Below are 22,472 nucleotides of genomic sequence, written 5' to 3'. Positions count from 1 at the left end.
GGCTTCGATTCTTCAATACGACGCCGGCGGGTCACCTTTTCCACGTCCGGGCCATGAATTGTTCCCGGAAATTCGGCATCAGCCACATCGCAATCGTCGCTCCCCAGTCGTCATTCCCTTCGAGCAACAACGGACCGTCCGGCGTGATCGCGATATCCCATCCGACACTGAGGAGCCCCGGGAGCTGACGATGTGCGGAAATCGCGAGTTCACGGCAGCGCCCGAAATAGGGAATCTCCTGACCCAAGAATTTGCAGCCGGTAGTAGGGTGTTCAGCGGCGAGCACCGGCTCGTCTCCGTGTATCGCAAAGCCTGTATCGTAGAGACGGCCGGTTTCGGCATCGACGCGCACAGCCGCACGAGACTCGTTATTATTGTCGTTGACACGTCCACCGGCTCCCATTCGGAGGTACGTCAAGAACAGCTCAATTTCACCATCGGCGCTGAATGTAATCATCCGCAGAGTGTTCAGGGACTCTGGATGGAAACGGGCGATCTGAGGGTGCTGAGGGATCAGTCGCTGAACGAGGTAGGACCGTCCGAATTTCTTCAACAGCTCCTGACGCGTGACCGCGACATCGTTTACGAACGCCCGGCCTTCCGCGAATTCGAGCTTGAACACGCCGTCGCCCTTGATACCATCTTGAGGCTTACAGAATAAAGCCTGGCGCGCACACTTTTCTTGGCCCCAGACCCAGAAATCGCGGGAAGCGCTCGAATTGGTCGGAACAGTGCTGAAAAGGCCATCCTTAACAACGCCTAGTATCGGTGCAGTCGGCACACCGGTCGATGAAAAATAGCGCTCAAACACAAGCTTGTCCTGCAACAGGCACACGTAATTGAACGTTCTCCCCTGAACACCGTTTCGATTGTGAGAATCACGGATGCGACGAAAATGTTGATATGGAAGAAAATCTTTGCGAACGTTTCTTCCATTCAGGTCGACTTGCTGTGCGTAATACAAGGCAGAGGGCTCTCCCCATCGAAGAGTCATATAGAGAAAGTCGATATAGCGCTGCCTTTCGGTTTTTCGCCGGTCGAGTGGATGGCTGTTGCAATCGAGCTGAGACAGGCGCAGGATCTCGCGCCGGTTTCTGGCAAGGTAGGCGACCCTGCGACCTAATTCGGATAAGGTTCTGATCATGAGAAGCTTCAGAATGGGTTCACGCCTTGGAAATCCGTTTCTTTTGCCGGATCGATAGGTGAAGGCGTCCTGACCCGGCCTACGGAACTTCCGCAAGTCGGACAGAGTTCATCTGAGCGACCACCTGCCACACTTGTGCGGTGGCTCGATCGACGCCTCGGGATAAAGCGGGTTCCTCCATCGCCGAAAACTTTTCCAGCACCAGCTGCCGTGCCTGCCGCTCGTCTCCCGAGCGCCGGACACCGACGCGAATGCGTGTGATGTCGCCGGTGCCCAGAGCAGAAATAATCGAGCGCACTCCCTTATGCCCGGCATCCCCTCCATCACGTTTGATTCGCACATCGCCCAAAGCGATATCCACATCGTCGTGGACGAGAATGCACTGCTCGGCGCGACAACCGGACGCTTCAAGGAAGCTGCGCACGACGGACCCGCTATGATTCATGCTCGTACCAGGTTTCAACAGCTTCACGGTGACGTCGTTAACGACAATCGTGCTGACTGCCCCTTCCGGACGAGCGACCCACTCGGATCGGGCAGCGCGAACGAGTTCGTCCAGAATCTGATGGCCGACGTTATGGGGCGTGTGGCGGTACCGTTCGCCAGGATTGCCGAGGCCGACGAGGACGGGCGTCGAGGTAAGCGGAGCGCCTGCTGTGATGTTGTCCGCAGCAGGCTCGTTTGAATGACGATGGGCGTCCGTGGATGGCCCGGGGGTCCCGACCAGAGAACATCGCCCGCAGAAATATGAACGGTTGCAACGCTCACGCCAGCACAGGACGTTCGTGTATCGGTCGAGCATCAGGCGAACCAGATGGTCCGCTCTGTTCGAGCCTTTCAAGAGTACGAGATCGCCCGCCCGCAGCGCCGTTCTCAACCAGATCGCGGCGTCGCGAATATCGGGAAAAGCATGCAGCGCATCGTCGTCGCTCCCCCGCCGCGCCTTTAACGCGCGCATTGCATGAGGGCCGACGAATACGACGAGGTCGGCCAGTTCCAATACCTGTCGGGCAATTTTTGGATAGAGTTTCGACGCGGAAAGCGAGTAATCGGACAAAGTGCCGATGACGGCGACCTTGCGCTTCGCATTTGCATCCCGGAGGAAATCGAGCGGCGGCTGCAGCGACCAGAGCGGCGCTTTCCAGTCGTCGCGGACGAACACCACACCATCGCTCCCCTCGACAATCTGCATTCGCCCCTCTGCGGGCTGTGCCGCTGCCAATGCCGCGATTGCGCGCTCGATCGGCACACCTGCTGCGACACCTACGCCGAGCGCGGCCAGCACAGGCAATGCGAGCTGCGTTCCGTACAGGCCCGTCCGGACGGAATACGCTCGGCCTTCGAACTCGATCTCGAGTGTCAGGGGGTCGGGCCATCGAGAAGTCGCCGCGCGTAGCCTCAACGTCGCGCCTTCGCCGGCGCCGATCCAGATTACCCGCCCCTTGCACCGTTCGCCGATCGACCTCACCAACGGATCATCGATGTTGAGCACCGCGGTGCCGTCCGCGGACAATGAGTCAATGAGTTTGCCCTTCTCGGCAGCGATTCCCTCGACGCTCTTGAAACGGGTGTAGTGGTCGCGCGCGATGAGCGTAAGCACTGCGATGTTCGGCCGCAGCAGGCGAATCGACTCGTCGAGGCAATTCGGGCGAAATGCCGCCAGTTCGACGATGCACGAGCGGTGATCTGACGTTGTCTCGAGCACCGTTCGCGCCGCGAAGATCGGCTCGTTTTCAGACGCCACCGTATGAGCACATGGGCCGAGCGTGCCGAGCACAGCCGCAGCGAGGTCTTTCGTCGTCGTCTTCCCCGCACTGCCAGTGATTCCGACAAACGTGACCCCGTCCAACCGGGACCGCTGCACCCACGCTCGGACATAGACGCCCAAGTATTCGGACCGCCAACTGACGCTCCGCCAAACCGTGCGGGCCCTTCTTTTAACGGCGCGAACGCAGTCCGTTATCGTGGACGCCACCTGTCTTCCGCGATCAGCTACGTACATCGACACCCCTGAAAAATACATGCTGTGTCTCAGATGCCCCCTGCCCCTGGACAATCGAGGCTTTCGATGGACGCGGTTTTCCTAAGCTTTCCTCGCCTGTCATGTCGTCGTCACACCGCTCTTTTCTTTCGGGACAGGGGCTGCGACGTCACGCTTGCCTCGCAGCCGAAATCTCGGAGCCACGGTCCTGTGCAAGAAGTCGCACCACTGGAGAAAATAAAGCTTCCGGTCACCCGGAAACAGCAGATCCGACCGTATTGCGGGATCCAGACACCGGATGAGCCCACCTGCGGCAGTGGCGAGCCGCTGGGCAAGGGGCAGGCTCTTGTCCTTCCATCGCGACATCACATAGCCAATCTCGAACGGCACCGTGTAACGGACCTGCAGGCCGAGCGGGAAAGTCTTCACCTGCCGCGCATTTCCGCAATGGAACGTGTCGAGCAGCTGCGTCGGAAAGTCGACGCCGGCATAGAGCGCGACGTGCAGTGCGCCCCAGAAGCGCGCGTTGAGTTCGATGAACCAGAAGCGATCCGTCTCCGGATCCCAGCGGTACTCGAGCATCGCGATGCCTTCCCAGCCGAGATGGTGGATCTTGCGCCGCGCGTCCTCCATCATCGCGTCGTGCCACCAGCTGTCGCGCAGCGAGCAGAAGCCGCCGGTGTGAGGGACTTCGTGCAGGCAGCGGTTCATGAACTCCTGCCGGATCTCGCCCTCATGCACGAGGAAATACGCGCCGGTGCCCTGGCCAGGCACAAAGCCCTGCACCAGCACCCGGCGGTAGCGCTCGCGCAGCCTGACGATTTGCTCGAGCGCTTCGCTTGCCGAATCGGCTCGCGCGACGATGTTGTCATTGCCGATGCGGTCGTCCGTCCCGTCGCCCTTGACGAAGATCGGGAGGCCGAGCGCCTCGACCTGTGCCTTGGTCGGAAGCGGGTCGCCGTCCTGAACGAACAGCGTGGGAGGAAGATGCGCTGCGGAATCCGGAGATTCGAGCAGGCGCAACAGGACCGCCGGCTTGCTGAACGCTTCATAGACGGAGTCTTCGTCGGGACGAACCGGCAGCAACGGCGCGTAACGGTCGAACACGGGACGGACTGCCAGAAGGAAGGCTTCGCTAGGCACGATCGCCCGGATGCCGTGGTCGCGCACGTAGTTGTCGAGCCAGATGAGGAATTGGGGGTCGTCATAGGCTGGACAACGGGTCGACTTCGACGCGAAATTGGACGACAGCCCCAGCGCGTCGGCCCGGCTCGCGCACGCATGCACGGGGTAGCCGGCCTTCCCCAGCGAGCGGACCACACCGATCATGCCGATTGCGTGGACGTCCGGCACGAGCACAGGCAGGCGCGCACGTTGCGCGGGCGTCATTTCAAAGGAAGCTTCTGCCACGTGGTTCCACCCTTTTGAAATATTCTTCTGGCGTCATCCTGCCGCGCCGGACCACGCCGAAGCGGCTGACTTCGTACAGTACTTCCGCGCAACGAAAACCCGTCCGGGCAGCGACCGCACGAGACGGTGCGTTATGCGCTTCGATTGCAGTGTAGATATGGCGAACGCCGGGCAGGCGTGCGGCATCGGCGACGCGCCGGCGCATCGAGCGCTCGTGCAGGCCCGAGCCCCGCGCCGAAGGATGTGTGTAGGCGTTGAACAATACCGCCGTTCCGTCCGGAAAGTCGTAGCTCTGCGCGACGTACGGAAACTGGGCCCGCTCCTGCAACGGGACCAGCCAGCCGTAGTGAAGGAGCACCCCGTCGCCGACCGCCGTGTAGAGCCGCAGCCCCGCGCCGATACGCTCGCGCGCCTCGGCGATGAAAGCTTCCGGCGACAGCCAGCGTTCCGTCTGGCGGAAACAGCGCAGATGCTCGAGGTTGTTGCAGTCGAATTCGTCGCCGGGGGCTGCCTGAGGCGCCCGTTCGGCCTCGATTGCAAGCAACAACAGATAGCGGTCGCTCCATGCCCATCGAAGCGGGGGAAGGTTGGCGAGCTTGCGCCGTGCGCGCCGCGTCGTGTTCTTGATCAGGCGCTGCACAACGGCCTCAGCAACTCGCGCGCACCCTTCCCGGTCGACACCTGCGCGCCGACGATGTCGGGGTTCGAATTCGCTTCGATGATGACGATGCCCTCGTCGGAAAGTGCGAAATCCCAACCGAGGAACGGCAGCTCCCGGAACGCGTGCGCGGCGCGGCGCACCGCATCGCGGATCTCCGCCCACTGCGGCAGCGCTTCGCCGCGCACCGGCAGGCCGGTGTCGGGGTTGCAGTCGAAGGACTCGAGAAGCCGCGGGAACCCGCCATTGCGCCGCCCCCACGCCGGGCCGAGCCGCCCGGTTTCGACATCGACGTTGGCAATCAGGTTGCCGCTCGCGCCTGCGGAAAAATTGTCGTGTACATTGCCGAGCGAGGGAATGCGCATCAGCGCATACAGCACCCAGAACTCGCTTCCCTTGAGAAACGTGACGATCCGCAACGTGCCGAGCGCGCTGCCAGAGCCGAGCCGCGCGACATCGGGGTGCGGGCGGACGAAGGACTGGACGAGGTAGTCGTCGCGCCGCATGTCGAAGTGCAGCGAGTCGGCGAATGGGCCTGGGTCGATCGGGCGGCCTTCGATGTCGAAAGGCTCGCCCGAGCGGAGCTCGACGAAGCGCACCCCCGTCCCCATCGCGTCGCGGCGGGGCTTGAGGATCAAGCGGACGCTGTCGTGGCCTGCGAAATGCCGCTGAATGTCCGAGAATCGGGTCAGCAACGGAAAGCCGTCAGCGTCGCGCGGCGAGCGCAACGACAGGACTGCGAGCAGTGGGGGCACCGGCAACCCGGCCGACTGGCACTTTCGATGGAACGCGAGCTTGTCTTCAACCAGCGGTTTCCGGTCGCCCGGATTGATGCGATTGAACCAGGCGGTGGTCTGCTTCTTGGTGCGGTACGCGGAGACGCGGAAGAAAGGGCGGCGGTGCAGGCCGTACAGACCGTACTCGGCGGCGGACAGACCGTATAGCGCTTTTGCGCACAGCATCCGCAGCAGGACGAGGTAGCGGTTGGCTGCGAGCTGCCCGCTGACTTCGGCGGCCGTGGCGATGTAATTGCTCAATCCTCCCGTCCTGCCCACCGCCTCAGTCATGCTTCCGATCCTCCAGTTGCCTGCATGTCCGCCAGTGCCGTCACCCGCGAGTGGTCCGACAGACGGAGGGGCGCTCTCGCCTGCCCAATCCACCTGCCGACGCCCGAGGACTGGGCGCTGGTTCCCGCACCGACCGGCAAGACCCCTCACCCCGAACGCGGCATGCGATAGCGATACGCCCATACGGTAGTGTCGTCAATCACCACCAGTACGTTGCGTGCAGCGTCCGCATACGCCAGCATCCGCTTTCCCGACGGCATCGGATCGCCCTCGGTCTCCAGCGCCGTCCATTTCGTCGCATCCGGGTCGTAAGCCCAGACCTTCTTTGCCGCAAGGTCCACCAGCAGCCCGTGGCCGCTCGCCGCGTCGTGGTAGAACGCGGTGCGGGCATCGTGCCCTCTTGGAACATCCTCGGACCCCGTCGCTGAGAGGACACGTGACCATCTGCGCGTCTTCGGATCGAAGTGAAAGGTGTTCCGTTTCCACTGTGCAACGACAATCTTTCGAACCGGGTCGTAGTAGCCGACCAGTTCGCGCCCCGGCGCCTGGGACGCAATGCTCTTTTCCCCCGAGTTTACGTTCAGGTCGGTCCAAGTGCCCGGCTCGCTCCGATACAGCCACGTCGCGCGCATCTCCCAGTTGTTCATGTGCCAGATCGCACCGTGCAGTTCGGGAACGTACTCGAGCATCGCCCCGAAAGGCGCCTTCGGCCACGGCCGCGCCGTTTCCACGAAATCCCACTTGCGGGCCTGCGGATCGAAGGCCCAGAGCGGCGGGCCGCGGAAACGGGTTCCCGGATCGCCGCCCAGCATTTTTACGGCGTCGTCCTGTTTCGTGACCCAAGTGCTCATGAACAACATCCGCTTGCGCTCGGGATCGTACGTCAGGCCTGACCACGTATGCCCCACCACCGCCGGGCCGCCGCGTTTCGTCACCAGAATGCCATCGCGAAACATAACGTCACTCGCGTCACTTCCCAGTCCGAGATAGCTGCGCGAGTTGTCCGGCTCGTACAGTAGCCGCCATTCCATCTGCGCAAGGTCGAATTCCCACACGTCGTTCAGGCGATGCGGCACGCCATGGTTCGCGCCGGCGAACAACGCGGTCTTGCGCTCGGGCGCCCAGACCATCTTGATGGAAAAATCCCGGCTGCGAGGACCGGTGACGTCGAGCTTATGGCTGCGCGCCGTCTCGTTGAAGTCGCCCGTCACGCGGGCGCGTCCGAGCACGACCGCATGGTTTTGCCGAAGGGCCGAAAGCGTCTCCGACGGATCCGGTCCGCGTCCGGCGGCGCCGAGCGGGATGCAAAACACGGCGACCAAAGCAAGGACGCTCTGGCAGACCCTGATCCTGATACTCGACCGCGTGTTCGACATGGCAACCCTCAACCCGATTCATCCGGCGATCGTCAGCACTCCGAGGTCGTAAATGCGTGCAAGAGAATTTAATGCAAAAGAAATGTACCTTGCCGAACCGAAACGACTAATTACAATGAAAACGAGTGTCCCGCCAAGGTTCGCGACCCCGGCCGCTCGACTTCATCGAGTCCGGCAGACTGCACGGGAGGGGCGAATATCCGAGGTTTCACGGCGATGGATTCGAGGACACAGGGAGGGCACTTGCATCCCGTACCCTACTGGAGGCTGGCCCCAATGAAAATACCGCTTTCCGACACTCCCGCCCCGCTGTTTTGTACCCTGCCCCGATCGTTGCGATCCCGAGTGCCGGTCCTGCTTGCGGCCCTCGCATACATCGGTACGCCGGACGCCGCTTTCGCTCAAACGCCGTACGCGAGCGGCCCGTTGCAGGATATCGTCCTGAAAATGCCTGAAGGGTCATGGAGGCGCGTTAACGCGAACAACTTCTCGGACGTATGGACGCCCGCGAGCCTGCGCCCCTTGTATGGATTGAGCAACCCGACGCCGTACAAGATCATCGCTGCGTGGAGCAGCTTCGCGTGGGACACCAATCGCGGCGACCTCATCCTGTACGGTGGCGGACACGCGAATTATTCAGGGAATGACGTGTATCGGTGGCGCTCTCGGACGTTGAAGTGGGAACGGGCCGCGCTACCCAGCCAGATCAAATACATCGGCTCGAGTGCCTATATGGCGATCGACGGCACCGACGCCGCACCGGCGTCCGCGCACACGTACGACAACGCCGAGTTTCTACCGATCTTCGATCGCTACCTCAATTTCGGAGGCGCGATTTTCAACTCGGGTGGCGCCTACGTCCGGCGCTCGGAAAAGGATCCGACCGTACTCAGAAAGACGGGCCCCTACTTGTTCAATCCCGCTCTGTCGCACCCGATGAAGGTCGGCGGAACGACCGGATCGCACGTCAAGCGCGTTGCGCCCTATCCCGAGGTCGTCGGCGGCAACATGTGGGAGAACCGTGACCTTCACTGGTATCTCGCCGGACAGGCCCTCCCCAGCTCCCATGTCAACGGCTGCACCGCGTACAGTTACGAGTCGCCCGATTACGACGTGGTGTACGTCGGGGCCCGCTCCGGTAGCAGTACGGCATTGCATCTGTACCGCTACCAATTCACCAGGCTCGGCGCGCCTTGGCTCGACAAGGTCGCGAAAGTCGGAGCTTACTGGTCCAGTCCCACCGGGAAAACGACTTGCGCGCATGATCCGGTGGCCAACATCGTGCTGCGGACCGGATCGAACACCAGCCCGTTCTTCTTCTGGGATCTGAGGACCGCGAGCGCATCAAATCGCGAGAAGCGCGTTTCCGTGTCCGGCTCGGTCGCGACCTTTGTCAATAGCCTCAACGCAGCAGGAATCAACCTCAATAATTGCGGCATGGATTACAACTGGGCACACGAGAATTTCGCGATCTGGTGCGGAGCCGGAAACATATGGATAGTGGAGCCGCCGGAGCCGCTGTCGACCACGGGCTGGAAAGTCACGCGGCAGCCCGTCCCCAGCAGCGTGCCCCCCAGAACCGTGGGTACCGGCATACTCGGCAAGTGGAAATACGTCGAAGGATTCGACGTATTCGTCGGCGTTGAAAACTCGACCCTCGGCAACGTGTGGATCTATAAACCGATCACGCCATAGCGAGTTGAACGGACACGAGGGATCGCGCTTTCGAGAGTACGGCCCGGCCCGGCCGGGTCGCATCTGCCCCTGACGTCGTCTTTGCCCGGATCAGCCTGACGATTCCGGCGAGGCAGCACCAGTTGCACGCGCACGACTCAAGGCACTCGCGGCCCGACATACCGCTTCGCTATGACCAGGTTGTCGATGTAGAGGCTCATGTCGCGGGGCGACTTCGCCCGCCCGCCGTGATATACGTTGAGCCAGACGGATTCGATGCGAATGCCGTCGAGATCACGAAAGCGCAGCCCGTCGCGCTCGTAAGCGAGTTGACCGTCGATCCATGCGCGGAAGACGCCGTTGCGCTCCCCCGGCGTATTGAGCCTGACGTATTGCTCGACCGCGTACCATTTGTTGTTGCGCAGCAGCCCCGTCGGCCCGAGATTCCATCCCCAGTGATTGCCCGAGTCGCCTTTCATGTCGGCGTGGTACACATACGAGCCGATCGGCGTGACGGTTCCGCCGCCGGGCGCCACGGTCATGCGCGAGAACGCGCCGCGTGCGGACCAGCCGTTCGTGCCGTCCGCGCGCCGCATGCCCCAGCCGCCCTTGCCGTACGTACCGGCGATACCTGGCAGCTTGCCGCCGTCGACATCGGGGCTCCAGTCGTCGCCGAATCTCAGGTAATAACGGAAATAGAGCTCCTCCGGCTCGTTCCCGCCGTTCTGTCCGAGCGGGTAGCTCAAGTTCAGCGCAGTGTTCTCGCCTTCCCTCAGCGTCGTCTTCAGCGCAGCGCCGTCGAGCGGCTCGAACCGGTTGCCGGCATCCTCCCGCACGGTTTCGAACGCGGCCTTGCCCGACAGCGGCTTCCAACCGTTTTTCCAGTCCGGCGTCTCGAAGGAGGTCGCGAAAATCACATCCCGATCCTTCGCGATATTGCCATCACGCGGGTAGCGCGCGGCAAGGCCCTCCTCGACCGTCTCCGCGGCGTCCGCCCACCTTGGGGCCGGGCGGAACACCCCGACTTCCACGCCTTTGGCGTACTGCTTGAACGCCTGCAGGTGCAGCGTCGCCTCGGCCAGCTTGCGACCGCGCGGCCGAGGCGGCTCGAACACGAGGAGCGCGGTCTGGTCCGAGCCGACGCGCAGCACCTGGCTCGATCCGGAGCTACGATGCGTCGAGCAGTCGAGAAACGTGTCGGCGCGGGCTTTGAGCCTGTCCAGGCTGCCATCGGACCATGCGAGCTCGAGGATGGGCTCGGTGCCCGGATCCTTGCTCTCCCGGCTGTGGAACAGCACGCTGCCGCTGCCCCCCGTCGCGCGCAGGAAAATCCCGGTATTCGGGTGTTCGCCGCTGAGCCATTGCCTTGCGAGCGCCGAAACGTCGAACGCGACGGGTGTGCCGTTGCGCATCCCCCGCAAAGCTTCGCTCGCATAGGCACGCTCCCCGTAGCGCTCACCCGCCGCGTCCGCCCAGTCCCCGAGCTTGCGCTCCCACGCGAGCCGTCCCGCAACGGAGTAGTGGCGGCAGGTCGCGCCGCCGGGGCCATCGGAAAGCGGCATCGGTTCGGCGTGCAGTACTGCGAACTGCAGTGCCAGCGCGCCCGTCGCCAGAACCCATAGCACATCGCGAAAAACCATCAGCGCGCACCTCGCGGGCGCAGGCGCCGTGTGGCGGCGCTCGCCAAGCTCCAGAATCCGCACAATCTCGCTTCCATTTCCAGATCAGAAAAAGACTCGCAGTCGAGGATCCGCCGCAGCGCGAGCGGGTCCGCCCGGCGCCCGTTGAGCCCGAACTCCGTCGTCGTCGCGCTGCGGATCCCCTGCTCGCGCAGCAGCGGGAATACCGTTTCGTGATACACGCCGCTCGGGTAGCAAAAATGGGCAAGCGGCGGCGCCGTTTCGCCGAGGATGCGCCCCAACGCCTCGCGGTTGCGCGCGATGTCTTCCCCGACGCGCCGGACATCGAAGCCGTGCATCCGATGCGAGTGGGTATGCAACTGCACGTCGAAGCCGTCGCGGCGCATCGCGCGAATCTCGTCTTCCGTCATCAGGTCGAAGCGGCGATCGGCAAGCACAGCGCCGAGGTCGAAGCGGAACGCCTGCGCGAGGCGTTCGAGCGCTTCCCATCGCGCGTCGAGCGCGGGAAGCCGGTCGAGATGATCGCACAGCGCCGCGGCGATCCGCTGCCGCGCCTCTTCGCCCGGAAAGCGATTTTCCGGCACCAGCGCTCGCGCCGCTTCGGGGAGCGCTTCGGAGGGCGGGAGCCGCTCGCAGCGCGCGAGCATGAAGCCGAGCAGCACGTTGAGCACGGGCCGCCGTGCCAGCGCGTAGTACGTCGTCACGTAGACGGTCGCCGGCAGGCGGTATCGCTTCAATATCGGGAGCATCGCGGCGGCCGTGCTGTACCAGCCGTCGTCGATCGTGATCGCGACCGCGCACTCGGGGAGCGTCCCGTCGGCGAGACGCGAAACGGCCTCGTCGAGCGGCAGGACCGGATATCCGAGCCGCCGGAGAAGTTCGATGCGCGAGGCAAACTGCGCCGCACTCATGAACAGGCAGTCGCCGTAATGCGGCGGTCCTCCAAGCCAGACGCCGTGATAGCAGAGAATGCGAAGCTGCTTGCGCGTCAGGTGCCGCGCGACACGAAAAAGTCCCGCTGCTTTCGCGAGTTGCAGGACCGATGCGCGCGGCGAGACACGCTCGGCGGCGCCGGGCGCGAAACCGGTGGCAAGGCCGCCGCTCATGCGCGCACGACTCCGGGCTGGACGAGATTGCGGATGAGCCGGAATACGAAGCCGTTCGGACTGCGGTCCCAAGGCGTGAAACGCGGCAGCTGGAAGAGATCGGCTCCCGCGCCCGAAACGCCCCAACCCGTCGAAAACGCGCCTTCGAAGCCCGCCTGCCGCACGAGCTGTACATGCTCGTCGGTGTAGTCCTTGCCCGGCTTGCCGTTCGGGTAGGCGAAGAGCTTCACCCGTTCGCCGAGAATCGCCTCGAGACGCGCCTTGCCATCCTCAATTTCACGTCGCGCTTCCGAAAGCGAAATCGAGGACAGGATCGGATGCGAACAGGTGTGCCCTCCCACCGTCATCCCTGCCGCGCGCAGCGCGCGAACCTGTTCGCTGCGCATCATCAGCTCGGGGGTCGCGCGCACCCCGCATCGTTCGCGGATCGCGCTCACCGTCTCTTCCCGCTGCATGCGCGGCAGGTACTTCACGCGCGACAGCAGCCGTGCGATGACCGCGCGCCGCCGTTCCGGGGAGTCGAGCCGGTGCACGCCGAGATCGAGTTCCGCGAGGTCGAGCTCGGCCAGCTCGCACTCGCGTACAGCGGTCGAAATGGCATCGTTCCACATTGCTCCGCCGTCGAGGAAGTCGGTCGCGATGAAGAACGCGGCGCTCAGCCGGTGGCGCAGCAGGATCGGCAACGCGACTTCGGCGTTATCCGCGTAGCCGTCGTCGAACGTGATCGCCATCGCCCTTGTCGGCAAGTCGCCGCAACGCAGACGTTCCACCGCCTCGTCGGGCGGCAGCACGTTGAAGCTCCCTTTGACCCAGCCGAGTAGCCGGTCGAACTCTTCGGCGTGGAGCGCGCGCGGGACTCGCGGGTCGAAGCGCGGTCGCACGCGGTGGAAGATCAGCACCGACAGCTTGCCCCGCGGCCCGGGTGGTGACACGAGGCGGCCGATGCCGCGCAGGAGGATCATCGGCAGTCCCTCCGCTGCATTGTGAACTGCGGGAAAAAACCTCGTATCGCAGCGCTGTACTGGTTTGCCCGTATCATTTCGCCCCTCCCGGCAATACCGGAGGCGGCATCGGACCAGTCGCCCGGGCGCCGAACGCGCCCCCTGCCGCGCGCGCGGACACGGACTGCATTTCGGGCTGGAGCAACAGCCATCGTTGCGTGACCACGAGAATGACCATGACATTGTACGCGAAGTCGACATAGGCGAGGCTGAGGAACGCGCCGCCGACCGCGAAACCGACGAGCGAGACCTGGCTCATCCCGGCGAGGTGGAAGATCCACGTGAATCGTGGATCGCCTCGCGTTCGCGATCTTAGTCGCGCGGCCTCGCGCAGCGTGAGCAGCCACAGCAGCAGGAACAATCCGAGCCCGATCCAGCCGTGCTCGCCGAGGACCTGAAAATAGATGCTGTGCGCCGCGCGGATGATCGACGGATCCGAAGCGCGCCGCTCGTCGGCTGCGGGTGCATAGAGCTGCCAGACGAACGGGTGGTACATATCGAACCCCGCTCCGGTCGGCCGGTCGTTCGCGACGTTGATCGCGGTCTCCCACGCGTTCAGCCGTCCCCAGGCCGAGCTGTCGGTCTGATACTCGGTGATCGAACGGATCTTCTCCTCGACCGACCACGGCATCACCGACAGCACCGCGATGCCGGCGATGACGATCCCCGAACCGAACAGCATCTTGCGCGGCGAGCGCAGCCACAACACGAAGGACATCACTCCGATCGCCAGGAACGCGCCGCGCGACTGTGTGCCGAGCACCGCGACCGCGCACAGCAGCATCGACGCGAGCAGGCCGCGGCGCACCCATTTGTTTTCCGCTGTGAGCCGCAGGTAATACAGGAACGGAATCGTCATCAAAATCGCGAGGCCGATCTCGTTGTTGCCTTCGATGAACCCTCCCGGCCCCCACACCATCCCTCCACCGGCAGTGCGGATCGTGTAAAGGCCGCCTTTGATGCCGTAGAACGCGAGCGACAGCGTGTTTATCCACACGAAGACCTGAATGTGCTTTTTCTCGTGCAGCACCGCCAGCGCGACGAGCGTCATCAGCATGATCTTGAACACCCGTTGGAGTCCCGTGAGGGATTCCCCGGGAAAGATTGCCAGCGCGGTCGTCGCGCACATCCAGAGGATGAACGCGATCAGCACGTAGACCGGCGCGGAGCGCGGAAGGCGCACCGGATCCTTGGTCAGGAACAGCCCGACGAGCGTCGCTCCGGCGGCCATCGCAGCGAACGGTGCGCTGTACGCGAAGCCCCACGCGAGCCGGTGCGGGTTCATGACGCTGAGCCAGGTCCACAGGTACACCCCAATGTAGGGATGGCGAAACGCGAAAGGCAGCGCGCCCAGGACGATGGCGGTAATCAGAATGTCACGCACGGAAAGACGCTCCTTCGGGGAAGCGGGTACAGCTGAGCCGCTCGAACATCTCGATTTGGGCTGCGGTCGTCGCGCTCCAGTCGAAGCCTTCGGCATAGCGTCGGGTGGCCGCGCGGTCGGGGGGAGCGGAGAGCAGCGCCTCGAGGCCCGCCTGCAGAGCGGGAACCGTGCGCTGCGGGACGAGGACGCCCCCTTCGGGGGCAGCGACGATTTCCGGCATCCCCCACACTCGCGTCGCCACGACGGGAGTACCGCAGGCCATCGCCTCGAGGAGGACGTTCGGCCATCCCTCCCGACTCGACGCGAGGACGAGGACATCGGCTGCAACGTAGTAACGGCGCAGCTCCGCCTGGGGAACCACGCCGACGAAGCGCACCCGCGCGGCGAGCCCCAACCGTGCCGCGAGCGCGCGAAGCCTCGACTCCTCGGGCCACTGCCGATGATCACGAGCGACGCGCCGGGGACTGCCGCCAGTGCCTCGATCGCCAGATGGTGACCCTTCAGCTCGATCAGATTTCCGACCGAGAGCACGACTCGGCCTTCGAGACCGAGTTCGGCGCGCGCCTCGGTGCGCCCCCCGGGATGAAAGAGAGCGAGGTCGACGCCGTTGCGCAGAACGCGCGGCGGCTGGCAACCGAGGCCAAGGCGCACCATCTCGTCGGCCAGTGCCCGGCTCACTGCAGCGCAACACCCGGCTGCACGGGCGGCCCAGCGGATCATGTACAGCGGCAGCGTCGACCGGGGCCAATAAGTGATGTCGCTGCCGCGCGCCGTGATCATGACCGGCTTCGCCAGCCACTTTCCGAGCAGCATCGCCGCCACGCCGTCGGGAAAGAAGAAGTGGGCGTCGATGACGTCGCAGTCGAAACCCTCGCGCGCCAATGCGCGCAGCCTCGGCAAAGCCCCCGCCGCCATCGCGGCTGGCGATAGTGCGGTCCCGACCGCCGGCACGGTCAAAAAGCGCGGATGATGCACATCGATGCCGTGGCGCAGCTCACGCTGCGGAACTCGCGAGAAGGCCCCGTACCGGCCGAAGCGCGGCGAAGCGAGTGGAAACCAAGGCACGGGAGCGACGACCTTCGCCTCCACGCGACCGCTGGCGACGAGCTGGCGCAGGCGTGTTTCGATGAACACGCCGTGGCGCGGCTGCTCCTGGTTGGGATAGAGGGAAGTGAAGGTGAGAATGCGCAGCACCGATACTCCTGAACCGTTCAGTCGACCAGCGAGTCCGACGCGTGCGGTGCGCTCTCCGACCGCGCCAGATCCCCTTCTCGCCGCGCGCGCCGCGCGCGTTTCAGATACATGACCACGGAAAACAAAGCGACGAGCAGCGCGCCGAGAAAGGCGAAAATGCGCCACTTCAGTCGCTGAATCGCCGCCACCTGCGACAGGTTGGCGTCGTCCTGCAACACCCGGATGTGCGGATGCGCACCCTGCGCGATACCGCCGATCTGCTCCAGCGAACGCGATACGCGACCGAAGAGGCGGACGAGGATCGCCTGGTCGTACTCGAAGACGTTGTTGCCCCACCACATGTACCACTCGGGCAGTCCGCGGCGGTAGTAGTCGATCGCCTTGACGTCGTACTTGAAGCCGGGCCGGGCAGCGGCCGCGATCGGCACGACGCGGAGCGGCGAACCGCGCTGCAACGCCGCGTGCAGCTCGGCCGCCGACAGCGGACGGCCGTCGTCGCCGGTGAAATACATGTTGTTGAAGACATCGATCATGATCCAGCGCCGTTCGGCCCTGTCCCATATCTCGTTGAAGATGTGCCCCCGTCCACCGAAGCCGTCGAATGAAAACGCCCACGGTCGCGAGAACACGCCGGCAGCCGACGCGAGGCCGGTGAATACGTCGGCAAAATCGCCGCAGTAACCGTCTGCGTGGCTCGTGATGCGGCGATAAGTCTCGTCCAGGTCGGACTGGATCGCGCCGCCGTTGCGCCGCCCACCGGCCAGCAGGTGTCGCGCGATGCCGAGCGCAGTTACCCAGTCGCCGTCTTCGGCGCGAAAGTTTCCGCGCGCGACCACGCCCGCATAGAGCGGATTCGGCGGGCGATTTTCGATCGCAAAATCCGCAGGGGGGTCGGCCGGCGTCCACTCGTGACTCGCCGGTAGCGAGTCGAACAGCAACGCATTTCGCATGCGCACGAGTTCGGCCGAATCGGAGAAATGCGGGACAAGCGTGGCCCCGAGCACCACTGCCGCGAAAGCGCTGCACCAGAACAGCAGCAACCAGCCACGCAGGTACCGTCCGAGCCCCCGCCCCGTCCTGTCGTCCGCAGCGGCATCCGGGGGACGGAGCGGCCGGGTCGGCGCAGCCGAGCGGTGCGAGTCGGAGCTCACCAGCACAGCCCTTCGACCCGCGCCCCGATCATCTGCGCATTGGGCAGATTGACGAGGTCGAGCACGTACTGCCCGGGACGCGAATGCGTCGCGAGCGCGTCGAAGATCAGCGGGTTCGACACGCCGACGACGAGCACGTCCGCCGACGCGATGACTTCGGCGAGATCCGCCTTCAACAGTTCGCCGATGTGCGGCAACTGGGTTTCGATGAAGCGGCGGTTCGCGCCGAGCAGGCGCGAGAGCTGCACGTCGGGGTCGTAGATCGACAGCTGCAGCCCCTTGCCGATCAGCTGTTCGGCGAGCACGACGAGCGGGCTTTCGCGCAGGTCGTCAGTGCCGGTCTTGAACGACAGGCCGAGCATGCCGACCTTGCGGTGGCCGGACTCGAGCACTTTCGTGATCGCGCGGTCGATGTGCTGGCGGTTCGACTGCAGGATGCCGGCGAGCATCGGCACTTCGACGTCATGCATCTTGGCGAAGTAAGTGGTCGCGCGCAGGTCCTTCGGCAGGCACGAGCCGCCGAACGCGAAGCCGGGCTTCAGGTACGCCGGCGAGATGTTCAGCTGCGTGTCCTGGCAGACGAGGTTCATGACTTCGAACGCGTCGACGCCGAGCGCCTCGCACAGGCGCGCAGTCTCGTTCGCGAACGTGATCTTCAGCGCGTGAAAGTTGTTGCAGCAGTATTTCATCATCTCGGCGGCGCGCACCGAGGTCTGCAGGAACTTGCACGGCAGGTGGCCGAAGAGTTCGCGCAGGCGCTCGACCGGATACGCGTGATTCGCGCCGACGACGGTGAACGGCGGCTTGTCGTAGTCGCGGATCGAGCTGCCTTCGCGCAGGAACTCCGGCTGGAAGCACAGGTGAAAGCCTTCGCCGTCGCGCTTGCCGGACTCGGCTTCGATGATCGGGCGGAGCGTCTCTTCGACCGTGCCCGGCACCAGCGTCGAACGGAACACGATGACGTGCGGCGCGTCCTTTTCGCCGATCGCGCGGCCCAGATCCTTCGCCAGTCGGAGCACCGCGTCCTGGTCCTGGCTGCCGTTCGCCGCCGACGGCGTGCCGACGCAAACGAGCGAAAGCTCGCTGTCGCGCAGCGCCTGGCGCGTGTCGGTCGTGACCGTGATCCGGCCGCTCGCCGCGACTTTCTCCATCAGCTCGACCATCCCTTCCTCGACGACCGGCGTCGTGCCGGCGCGGATCAGGTCGAGCTTCGCGGCGTCGATGTCGACGCCGACGACGTGGTGGCCGTCACGCGCGAGGCACGCGAGCGACACCGCGCCGACGTAACCGAGGCCGAAAATGCTTATTCTCATTGGATGACTTCCCTGTTGGCGTGAATCAGGTGGGCGCGGGGGCGGGCAAGGCAGCGCTCGACGATCGCGTCGAGGCGCTCCATCGAGCGCGGCCAGGCATGGTGCGACAGCATCCGCTGCCGCCCGGCCTGCGCGAGGCGCTCGCGTTCAGCGGGGTTCTCGACGAGGCGCAGGATCGCCTCGGCGTATTCCCCCGGCTCGTTCGCGACCAGGAAATGCTCATCGGCAAGCGCGTCCACGCCGCCCGCGGCGACGCCGCTCGAGACGACCGGCACGCCCATCGCCATCGCTTCGAGGATCTTGTTCTGCGTGCCGCGCGCGATGTTCAGCGGCGCGACCATCGCCGCCGAGCGCAGGATGTACGGGCGCACGTCCGCGACCGAACCGGTCACCGTGACACCCGGCAACTCCCCGAGCTTCTGCACTGCGGGCGACGGATCGGCGCCGACGACCAACAGCTTCATGGCGGGACGGCGCGCGCGCAGCAGCGGCCACGTGCGTTCGCAGAAATCGAACATGCACTCCTGATTCGGGTAGTAGTCCATGCGGCCGATGAAGCTGATCGTTTCCGCGTCGTATCCGTCGCCATCCGGCTTGAAGAACTCGGCGTCCACGCCGTTCGGGAACCAGTCGGTCGCGACGCCGGTGCCGTAGCTCTCGAGCGTCTCCCACTCCGCGCGCGTCGTCGCGGTACACAGGTCGAACAGCGGCGCGAGGCGCCTTTCCTCCCGCTCCATCTTGCTGCCTTCGAGCCAGTAGCCGAGCTTCAGCGGGAAAGGCTTGTAGCGCACGTATTCGAGCCACTTCTGCGAGTCCATGTCGCCGAAGTCGAGAATCTTCGGAATGCCATGCACGTGCGTCACGTACTGCGCGACCGACGAGCAGTGAACGAAGATGAGGTCGAAGCGCTCGGCGTCGAGCAGCGCCTTGACCTTGTCGGCGAGTTCCGGCGACCAGAAAAACCCCATCGACGACGGCACCGTCGTCGGCAGGCGCGCGACCATGCGCAGCACCTGCACCGGGTTCGACACCTTGCCGATCTCGAAGCGCTCGCAGTGCGGGGCGATGCCGGCGCCCTCTTCCGCTTCGGCATGCGAGCGGGCGATCGAGCACACCGTCACCTGATGCTGCTGCGACAGATGCCGGATCATGTTGAACGGGCGAATCTTGCCACCGCGCTTGGGCGGAAACGGAAAGCGATGGCAGACGTAGAGGATCTTCATGGGAGGTACGCCTTGAGTTCGGTCGTCACGTCGTCGGGAGAGCGGCGGTCGAGGAAAATGCGGCTCCAGATCTCGAGGTTCATCAGCGCGAGCAACGCGTCGGTGCCGTCGATCCGGTTCGCGTCGTGGTCGGCCATCAGCCGGGCGATCACTTTCGGCTCGAAAAGCCCGCGATCGCGCACGACGTCGGCCGACAGCAGGCGGCGCAGCACCGGCGCGAGGTCACGTTTCAGCCACGCTCCCATCGGCGTGCCGAAGCCGCGCTTCTTGCGATCGAGAATGCTCGCGGGCAGCACGTCGGCGAGCGCCTCCTTCATCAGGTGCTTGAGGCGGCCGTCCCTGACTTTCAGCGCTTCGGGAATCGCGGCGGCGAGTTCGACGAGTTCCCGGTCGAGCAGCGGTACGCGGCATTCGAGCGACACCGCCATGCTCATCTTGTCGGTCAGCAGCAGCAGGTCGTCGGGCAGCTGCGTTTCGGCGTCGACGGCGAACATGCGGTTCAGCGCGTCTTCGTCGCCGGCCGCGGCAAAGGCGTCGCGCAACGCGTCGGTCGTGCCGGTCTTGCCGTTCATAAGCTCGGCGATCGACGCACGATCGAGCACCTGCAGGTAGTGGCGATAACGCTCGTCGGGCGACAGCTCGGCGGACGCGAGAAAGCCGCGTGCGAGCCGCATCGTGTTGAGCACTTTCGAGTGCCGGTCGCTCGGCAGCATCGCCGCAGTGCGCGACATCAGCTGGCGCGACCAGCGCGGCAGGCGCTGCAGCTTCTTCACGTAGTGGCCGCCGAGGTAGCGGCGATAGCCGCCGAAGAGCTCGTCCCCGCCGACGCCCGACAGGATCACCTTGACGTCACGGCGCGCGAATTCGGACACGAGAAAAGTCGTGATGAAAGCCGAATCCGCCACCGGTTCGTCCAGGTGCCACAGCAGCTTGGGCAGCAGGCCCACGACATCGGGCGTGACGACGATCTCGTGATGTTCGGTGCCGATCAGGTTCGCGACCTGCCGGGCGTAAGGCAACTCGTTGTAGAGCTGCTCGGCTTCGCCGCCCTCGAAGCCGATGGCGTAAGTGCGGATCGGGTGTTCGGAATGTTTCGCCATGAACGCGACCACGGCGCTCGAATCGACGCCTCCCGACAGGAAAGCACCGATCGGCACGTCGCTGACCATCTGTCGATGCACCGCGCGTTCCATGCCATCGCGAATGCGGGCGATCCAGTCCGCTTCGGTGACACGACGCTCGACGGGCGACGGCAGCCGCCAGTAGCGCCACTGCCGCACTTCGCCGTTCTCGACCGACAGCAGCGTTGCCGGCGGCAGCTTGCGGATGTCGCGGAACATCGAGTTCGGCGCGGCGACGTACCCGAGGTGGAGGTAGTCGGCGATCACCTCGCGATCGAGTTCGCGTCCGACGCCGGGAAGCTCGAGCAGCGCTTTCGCCTCGGTCGCGAATGCGAGCATGCTGGCGGAACGATGCACGTACAGCGGCTTTACGCCGAGCGGGTCGCGCCCGATCAGCAGGCGTTTTCGCCGCGCGTCCCACAGCGCGAAATTGAACATGCCATCGAGACGGTGCACGAAATCGTCGCCGAGCGCGTCGTAGAGGTGCACGAGCACTTCGCTGTCGGACCCCGTCTTGAAGCGGTAGCCCCGCTCCTGCAATTCGGTGCGCAGTTCGCGGAAGTTGTAGATCTCCCCGTTGCACACGACCGACAGCGTGTCGTCCGCGTTCGAGATCGGCTGGTGCCCGCCGGCCAGATCGATGATCGACAGCCGGCGCATCGCGATGCCGCAGCGCCCGTCCGCGTCGATGTGCCAGCCTTCGTCGTCCGGACCGCGATGGCGCGTCACGTCGCCCATCGCCGACAGCTGCGCCGGTGAAACGGGCGCGGCGTCAAAGCGATAGATGCCGTGAATGCCGCACATCGCGTTACCTCGCTCCGGCCAGCAAGGCTTCGCGCCCGCGCGTCGCGAGCGCCCGGCGATAGACATCGCGATAACGGCTGACGCTGTTCGCCCAGGTCCGCTCGCGCTCGACGAACGCGCGCGCGTTCGCTCGCACGCCCGGCCACGCTTCGCGGTTGCCGAGGACCGACGCGATCGCGTCGGCGAGCGCCTCGACGCTGCCGGCCTTGCACAGGAAGCCGGTTTCGCCGTCGCGCACGAGCTCGCGGTGGCCGCCGACGTCCGACGCGACGAACATGCGTCCCTGGGCCATCGCCTCGAGCGGCTTCAGCGGCGTGACGAGCTCGGTGAGCCGGATCGGCAGGCGCGGATAGGCAAGCACGTCGATCAGCTCGTAATATTTCTGCACCCGGTGGTGCGCGACCCGCCCGGTGAAGACGACGCGGTCGGCGATCCCTTCGGCATGCGCCTGGCGCCGCAGCGCCTCTTCCTGCACGCCGCCGCCGACCAGCAACAGGCAAATTTCGGGGAAGCGCCCGACGAGCCGGGCGAGCGCCGACACCAACAGGTGCAGCCCTTCGTAACCGTAGAACGAGCCGGCGAACCCGACCACCGTCTTGCCGTCCAGGCCGAGTTCGGTGCGCAGCGCGGCATCGGGTTCGGCGCCGAACTTGAACGCGCCGGCATCGACGGCGTTCGGGATCACCGTGATCTTGTCCGCCGCAATGCCGCGCGACGCGATGTCGCCGCGCAAGCCTTCGCAGATCGTCGTGACCTGGTCGACCTGATGCAACGCAAAGCTCTCGAGCGCGCGCGACAGGCGGTAGCGCACGCTGCCTTCAGTCGTCGTGCCATGATCGACTGCCGCATCCTCCCACGACGCCCGCAGTTCGTAGACGACCGGCAGCTTGCGCCGGCGCGCGACCCACAGGCTCGGCAACGCGTTCAATACCGGCGAATGCGCGTGGATCACGTCCGGGTGCAGTGCGCGGACGAGTTCGTCGAGCCGCGCGGCGGTAAACCGCATCTGCGCCAGCAGACCGGCTTCGTCAGGCGCGGGCGTGCGATGGAAATGCAGCCCGTCGGCCTCCTCGACCGGCCCTGCCGACTTGCCCTGCTTCGGCGTCGTCAGGTGAAACGTCTCCCAGCCGAGCGCGCGCTGCTCGCGCACGATCGCCGCGGTACGGAACGTGTAGCCGCTGTGCAGCGGGAGCGAATGGTCGAGGACGTGCAGGATGCGCATCGG

General features: G+C 64.9%; 18 protein-coding genes. 2 read left to right on the top strand and 16 right to left on the bottom strand.

Annotation, left to right across the window (positions count from 1 at the left end; translation table 11 throughout):
* Window positions 1-31: 31 nt before the first annotated feature.
* The 6 genes from PA01_11675 to PA01_11645 all read right to left on the bottom strand — a co-directional run bounded on the left by PA01_11675 (window position 32) and on the right by PA01_11645 (window position 7,636).
* Entirely contained in the window at window positions 32-1,144 is a 1,113-nt protein-coding gene (locus PA01_11675) for a hypothetical protein (GenBank protein KON82159.2), read from the bottom strand.
* 79 nt (window positions 1,145-1,223) lie between these two features.
* Window positions 1,224-2,993, bottom strand: coding sequence for an aminoacyl-tRNA hydrolase (pth, locus tag PA01_11665; protein ID KON82157.2), 1,770 nt, complete (start codon window positions 2,991-2,993; stop codon window positions 1,224-1,226).
* 252 nt (window positions 2,994-3,245) lie between these two features.
* A complete protein-coding gene (locus PA01_11660) occupies window positions 3,246-4,514 on the bottom strand; it encodes a hypothetical protein (protein KON82156.1) in 1,269 nt (422 codons plus the stop codon).
* Window position 4,515: 1 nt separating this feature from the next.
* The gene (locus PA01_11655) at window positions 4,516-5,175 is read right to left on the bottom strand and encodes an N-acetyltransferase (protein ID KON82155.1); all 660 of its coding nucleotides are present in this window, start codon (window positions 5,173-5,175) and stop codon (window positions 4,516-4,518) included.
* Window positions 5,163-6,230 (bottom strand): hypothetical protein, encoded by a 1,068-nt coding sequence (locus PA01_11650; GenBank protein KON82154.1) that lies wholly within the window; start codon window positions 6,228-6,230, stop codon window positions 5,163-5,165. The genes PA01_11655 and PA01_11650 overlap by 13 nt, the downstream gene beginning before the upstream one ends.
* A gap of 176 nt (window positions 6,231-6,406) precedes the next feature.
* A complete protein-coding gene (locus PA01_11645) occupies window positions 6,407-7,636 on the bottom strand; it encodes a hypothetical protein (protein ID KON82153.1) in 1,230 nt (409 codons plus the stop codon).
* 276 nt (window positions 7,637-7,912) lie between these two features.
* Here PA01_11645 and PA01_11635 point away from each other — a divergent pair, with 276 nt between their 5' ends.
* Window positions 7,913-9,331, top strand: a complete 1,419-nt coding sequence (locus PA01_11635) for a hypothetical protein (GenBank protein ID KON82151.2) — start codon at window positions 7,913-7,915, stop codon at window positions 9,329-9,331.
* A 137-nt stretch (window positions 9,332-9,468) separates the two neighbouring features.
* Here PA01_11635 and PA01_11630 read toward each other — a convergent pair whose 3' ends face one another.
* The 5 genes from PA01_11630 to PA01_18855 form a co-directional block, all read right to left on the bottom strand.
* Entirely contained in the window at window positions 9,469-10,950 is a 1,482-nt protein-coding gene (locus tag PA01_11630) for a hypothetical protein (GenBank protein ID KON82473.2), read from the bottom strand.
* Window positions 10,950-12,056, bottom strand: a complete 1,107-nt coding sequence (locus PA01_11625) for a polysaccharide deacetylase family protein (protein KON82472.2) — start codon at window positions 12,054-12,056, stop codon at window positions 10,950-10,952. Before PA01_11625 ends, PA01_11630 begins: the two co-directional genes overlap by 1 nt.
* Window positions 12,053-13,018: a polysaccharide deacetylase family protein gene (locus PA01_11620; GenBank protein KON82471.2), complete on the bottom strand. Its 966-nt coding sequence runs from the start codon at window positions 13,016-13,018 to the stop codon at window positions 12,053-12,055. The genes PA01_11625 and PA01_11620 overlap by 4 nt, the downstream gene beginning before the upstream one ends.
* A 73-nt stretch (window positions 13,019-13,091) precedes the next feature.
* Window positions 13,092-14,441, bottom strand: a complete 1,350-nt coding sequence (locus PA01_11615) for a putative O-glycosylation ligase, exosortase A system-associated (protein KON82150.1) — start codon at window positions 14,439-14,441, stop codon at window positions 13,092-13,094.
* Window positions 14,434-14,835, bottom strand: coding sequence for a glycosyltransferase (locus PA01_18855; GenBank protein KAI5913107.1), 402 nt, complete (start codon window positions 14,833-14,835; stop codon window positions 14,434-14,436). Before PA01_18855 ends, PA01_11615 begins: the two co-directional genes overlap by 8 nt.
* A gap of 357 nt (window positions 14,836-15,192) precedes the next feature.
* Here PA01_18855 and PA01_18850 point away from each other — a divergent pair, with 357 nt between their 5' ends.
* Window positions 15,193-15,411, top strand: a complete 219-nt coding sequence (locus PA01_18850) for a hypothetical protein (protein ID KAI5913106.1) — start codon at window positions 15,193-15,195, stop codon at window positions 15,409-15,411.
* 241 nt (window positions 15,412-15,652) lie between these two features.
* Here PA01_18850 and PA01_11605 read toward each other — a convergent pair whose 3' ends face one another.
* From PA01_11605 to PA01_11585, 5 genes are read right to left on the bottom strand one after another with little or no spacing between them, the layout of a single operon-like run.
* Window positions 15,653-16,786 (bottom strand): hypothetical protein, encoded by a 1,134-nt coding sequence (locus PA01_11605; GenBank protein KON82470.2) that lies wholly within the window; start codon window positions 16,784-16,786, stop codon window positions 15,653-15,655.
* Window positions 16,783-18,099 carry a nucleotide sugar dehydrogenase gene (locus PA01_11600; protein KON82149.1) on the bottom strand — a complete coding sequence of 439 codons (1,317 nt, stop codon included), beginning with the start codon at window positions 18,097-18,099 and terminating at the stop codon, window positions 16,783-16,785. The genes PA01_11605 and PA01_11600 overlap by 4 nt, the downstream gene beginning before the upstream one ends.
* On the bottom strand, window positions 18,096-19,322 hold the full coding sequence (locus PA01_11595; protein KON82148.1) for a TIGR03087 family PEP-CTERM/XrtA system glycosyltransferase: 1,227 nt from the start codon (window positions 19,320-19,322) through the stop codon (window positions 18,096-18,098). The genes PA01_11600 and PA01_11595 overlap by 4 nt, the downstream gene beginning before the upstream one ends.
* Window positions 19,319-21,247, bottom strand: a complete 1,929-nt coding sequence (gene asnB, locus PA01_11590) for an asparagine synthase (glutamine-hydrolyzing) (GenBank protein ID KON82147.1) — start codon at window positions 21,245-21,247, stop codon at window positions 19,319-19,321. The genes PA01_11595 and asnB overlap by 4 nt, the downstream gene beginning before the upstream one ends.
* Window positions 21,248-21,251: 4 nt before the next feature.
* Window positions 21,252-22,469 (bottom strand): glycosyltransferase, exosortase A system-associated, encoded by a 1,218-nt coding sequence (locus PA01_11585; GenBank protein ID KON82146.1) that lies wholly within the window; start codon window positions 22,467-22,469, stop codon window positions 21,252-21,254.
* Between the last annotated feature and the right edge of the window lie 3 nt (window positions 22,470-22,472).

Source organism: Azoarcus sp. PA01, assembly GCA_001274695.2.
GTDB lineage: Bacteria > Pseudomonadota > Gammaproteobacteria > Burkholderiales > Rhodocyclaceae > Aromatoleum.
Note: the sequence above shows the minus strand (reverse complement) of the source record. Positions and strands in the feature narration are given on the sequence as shown.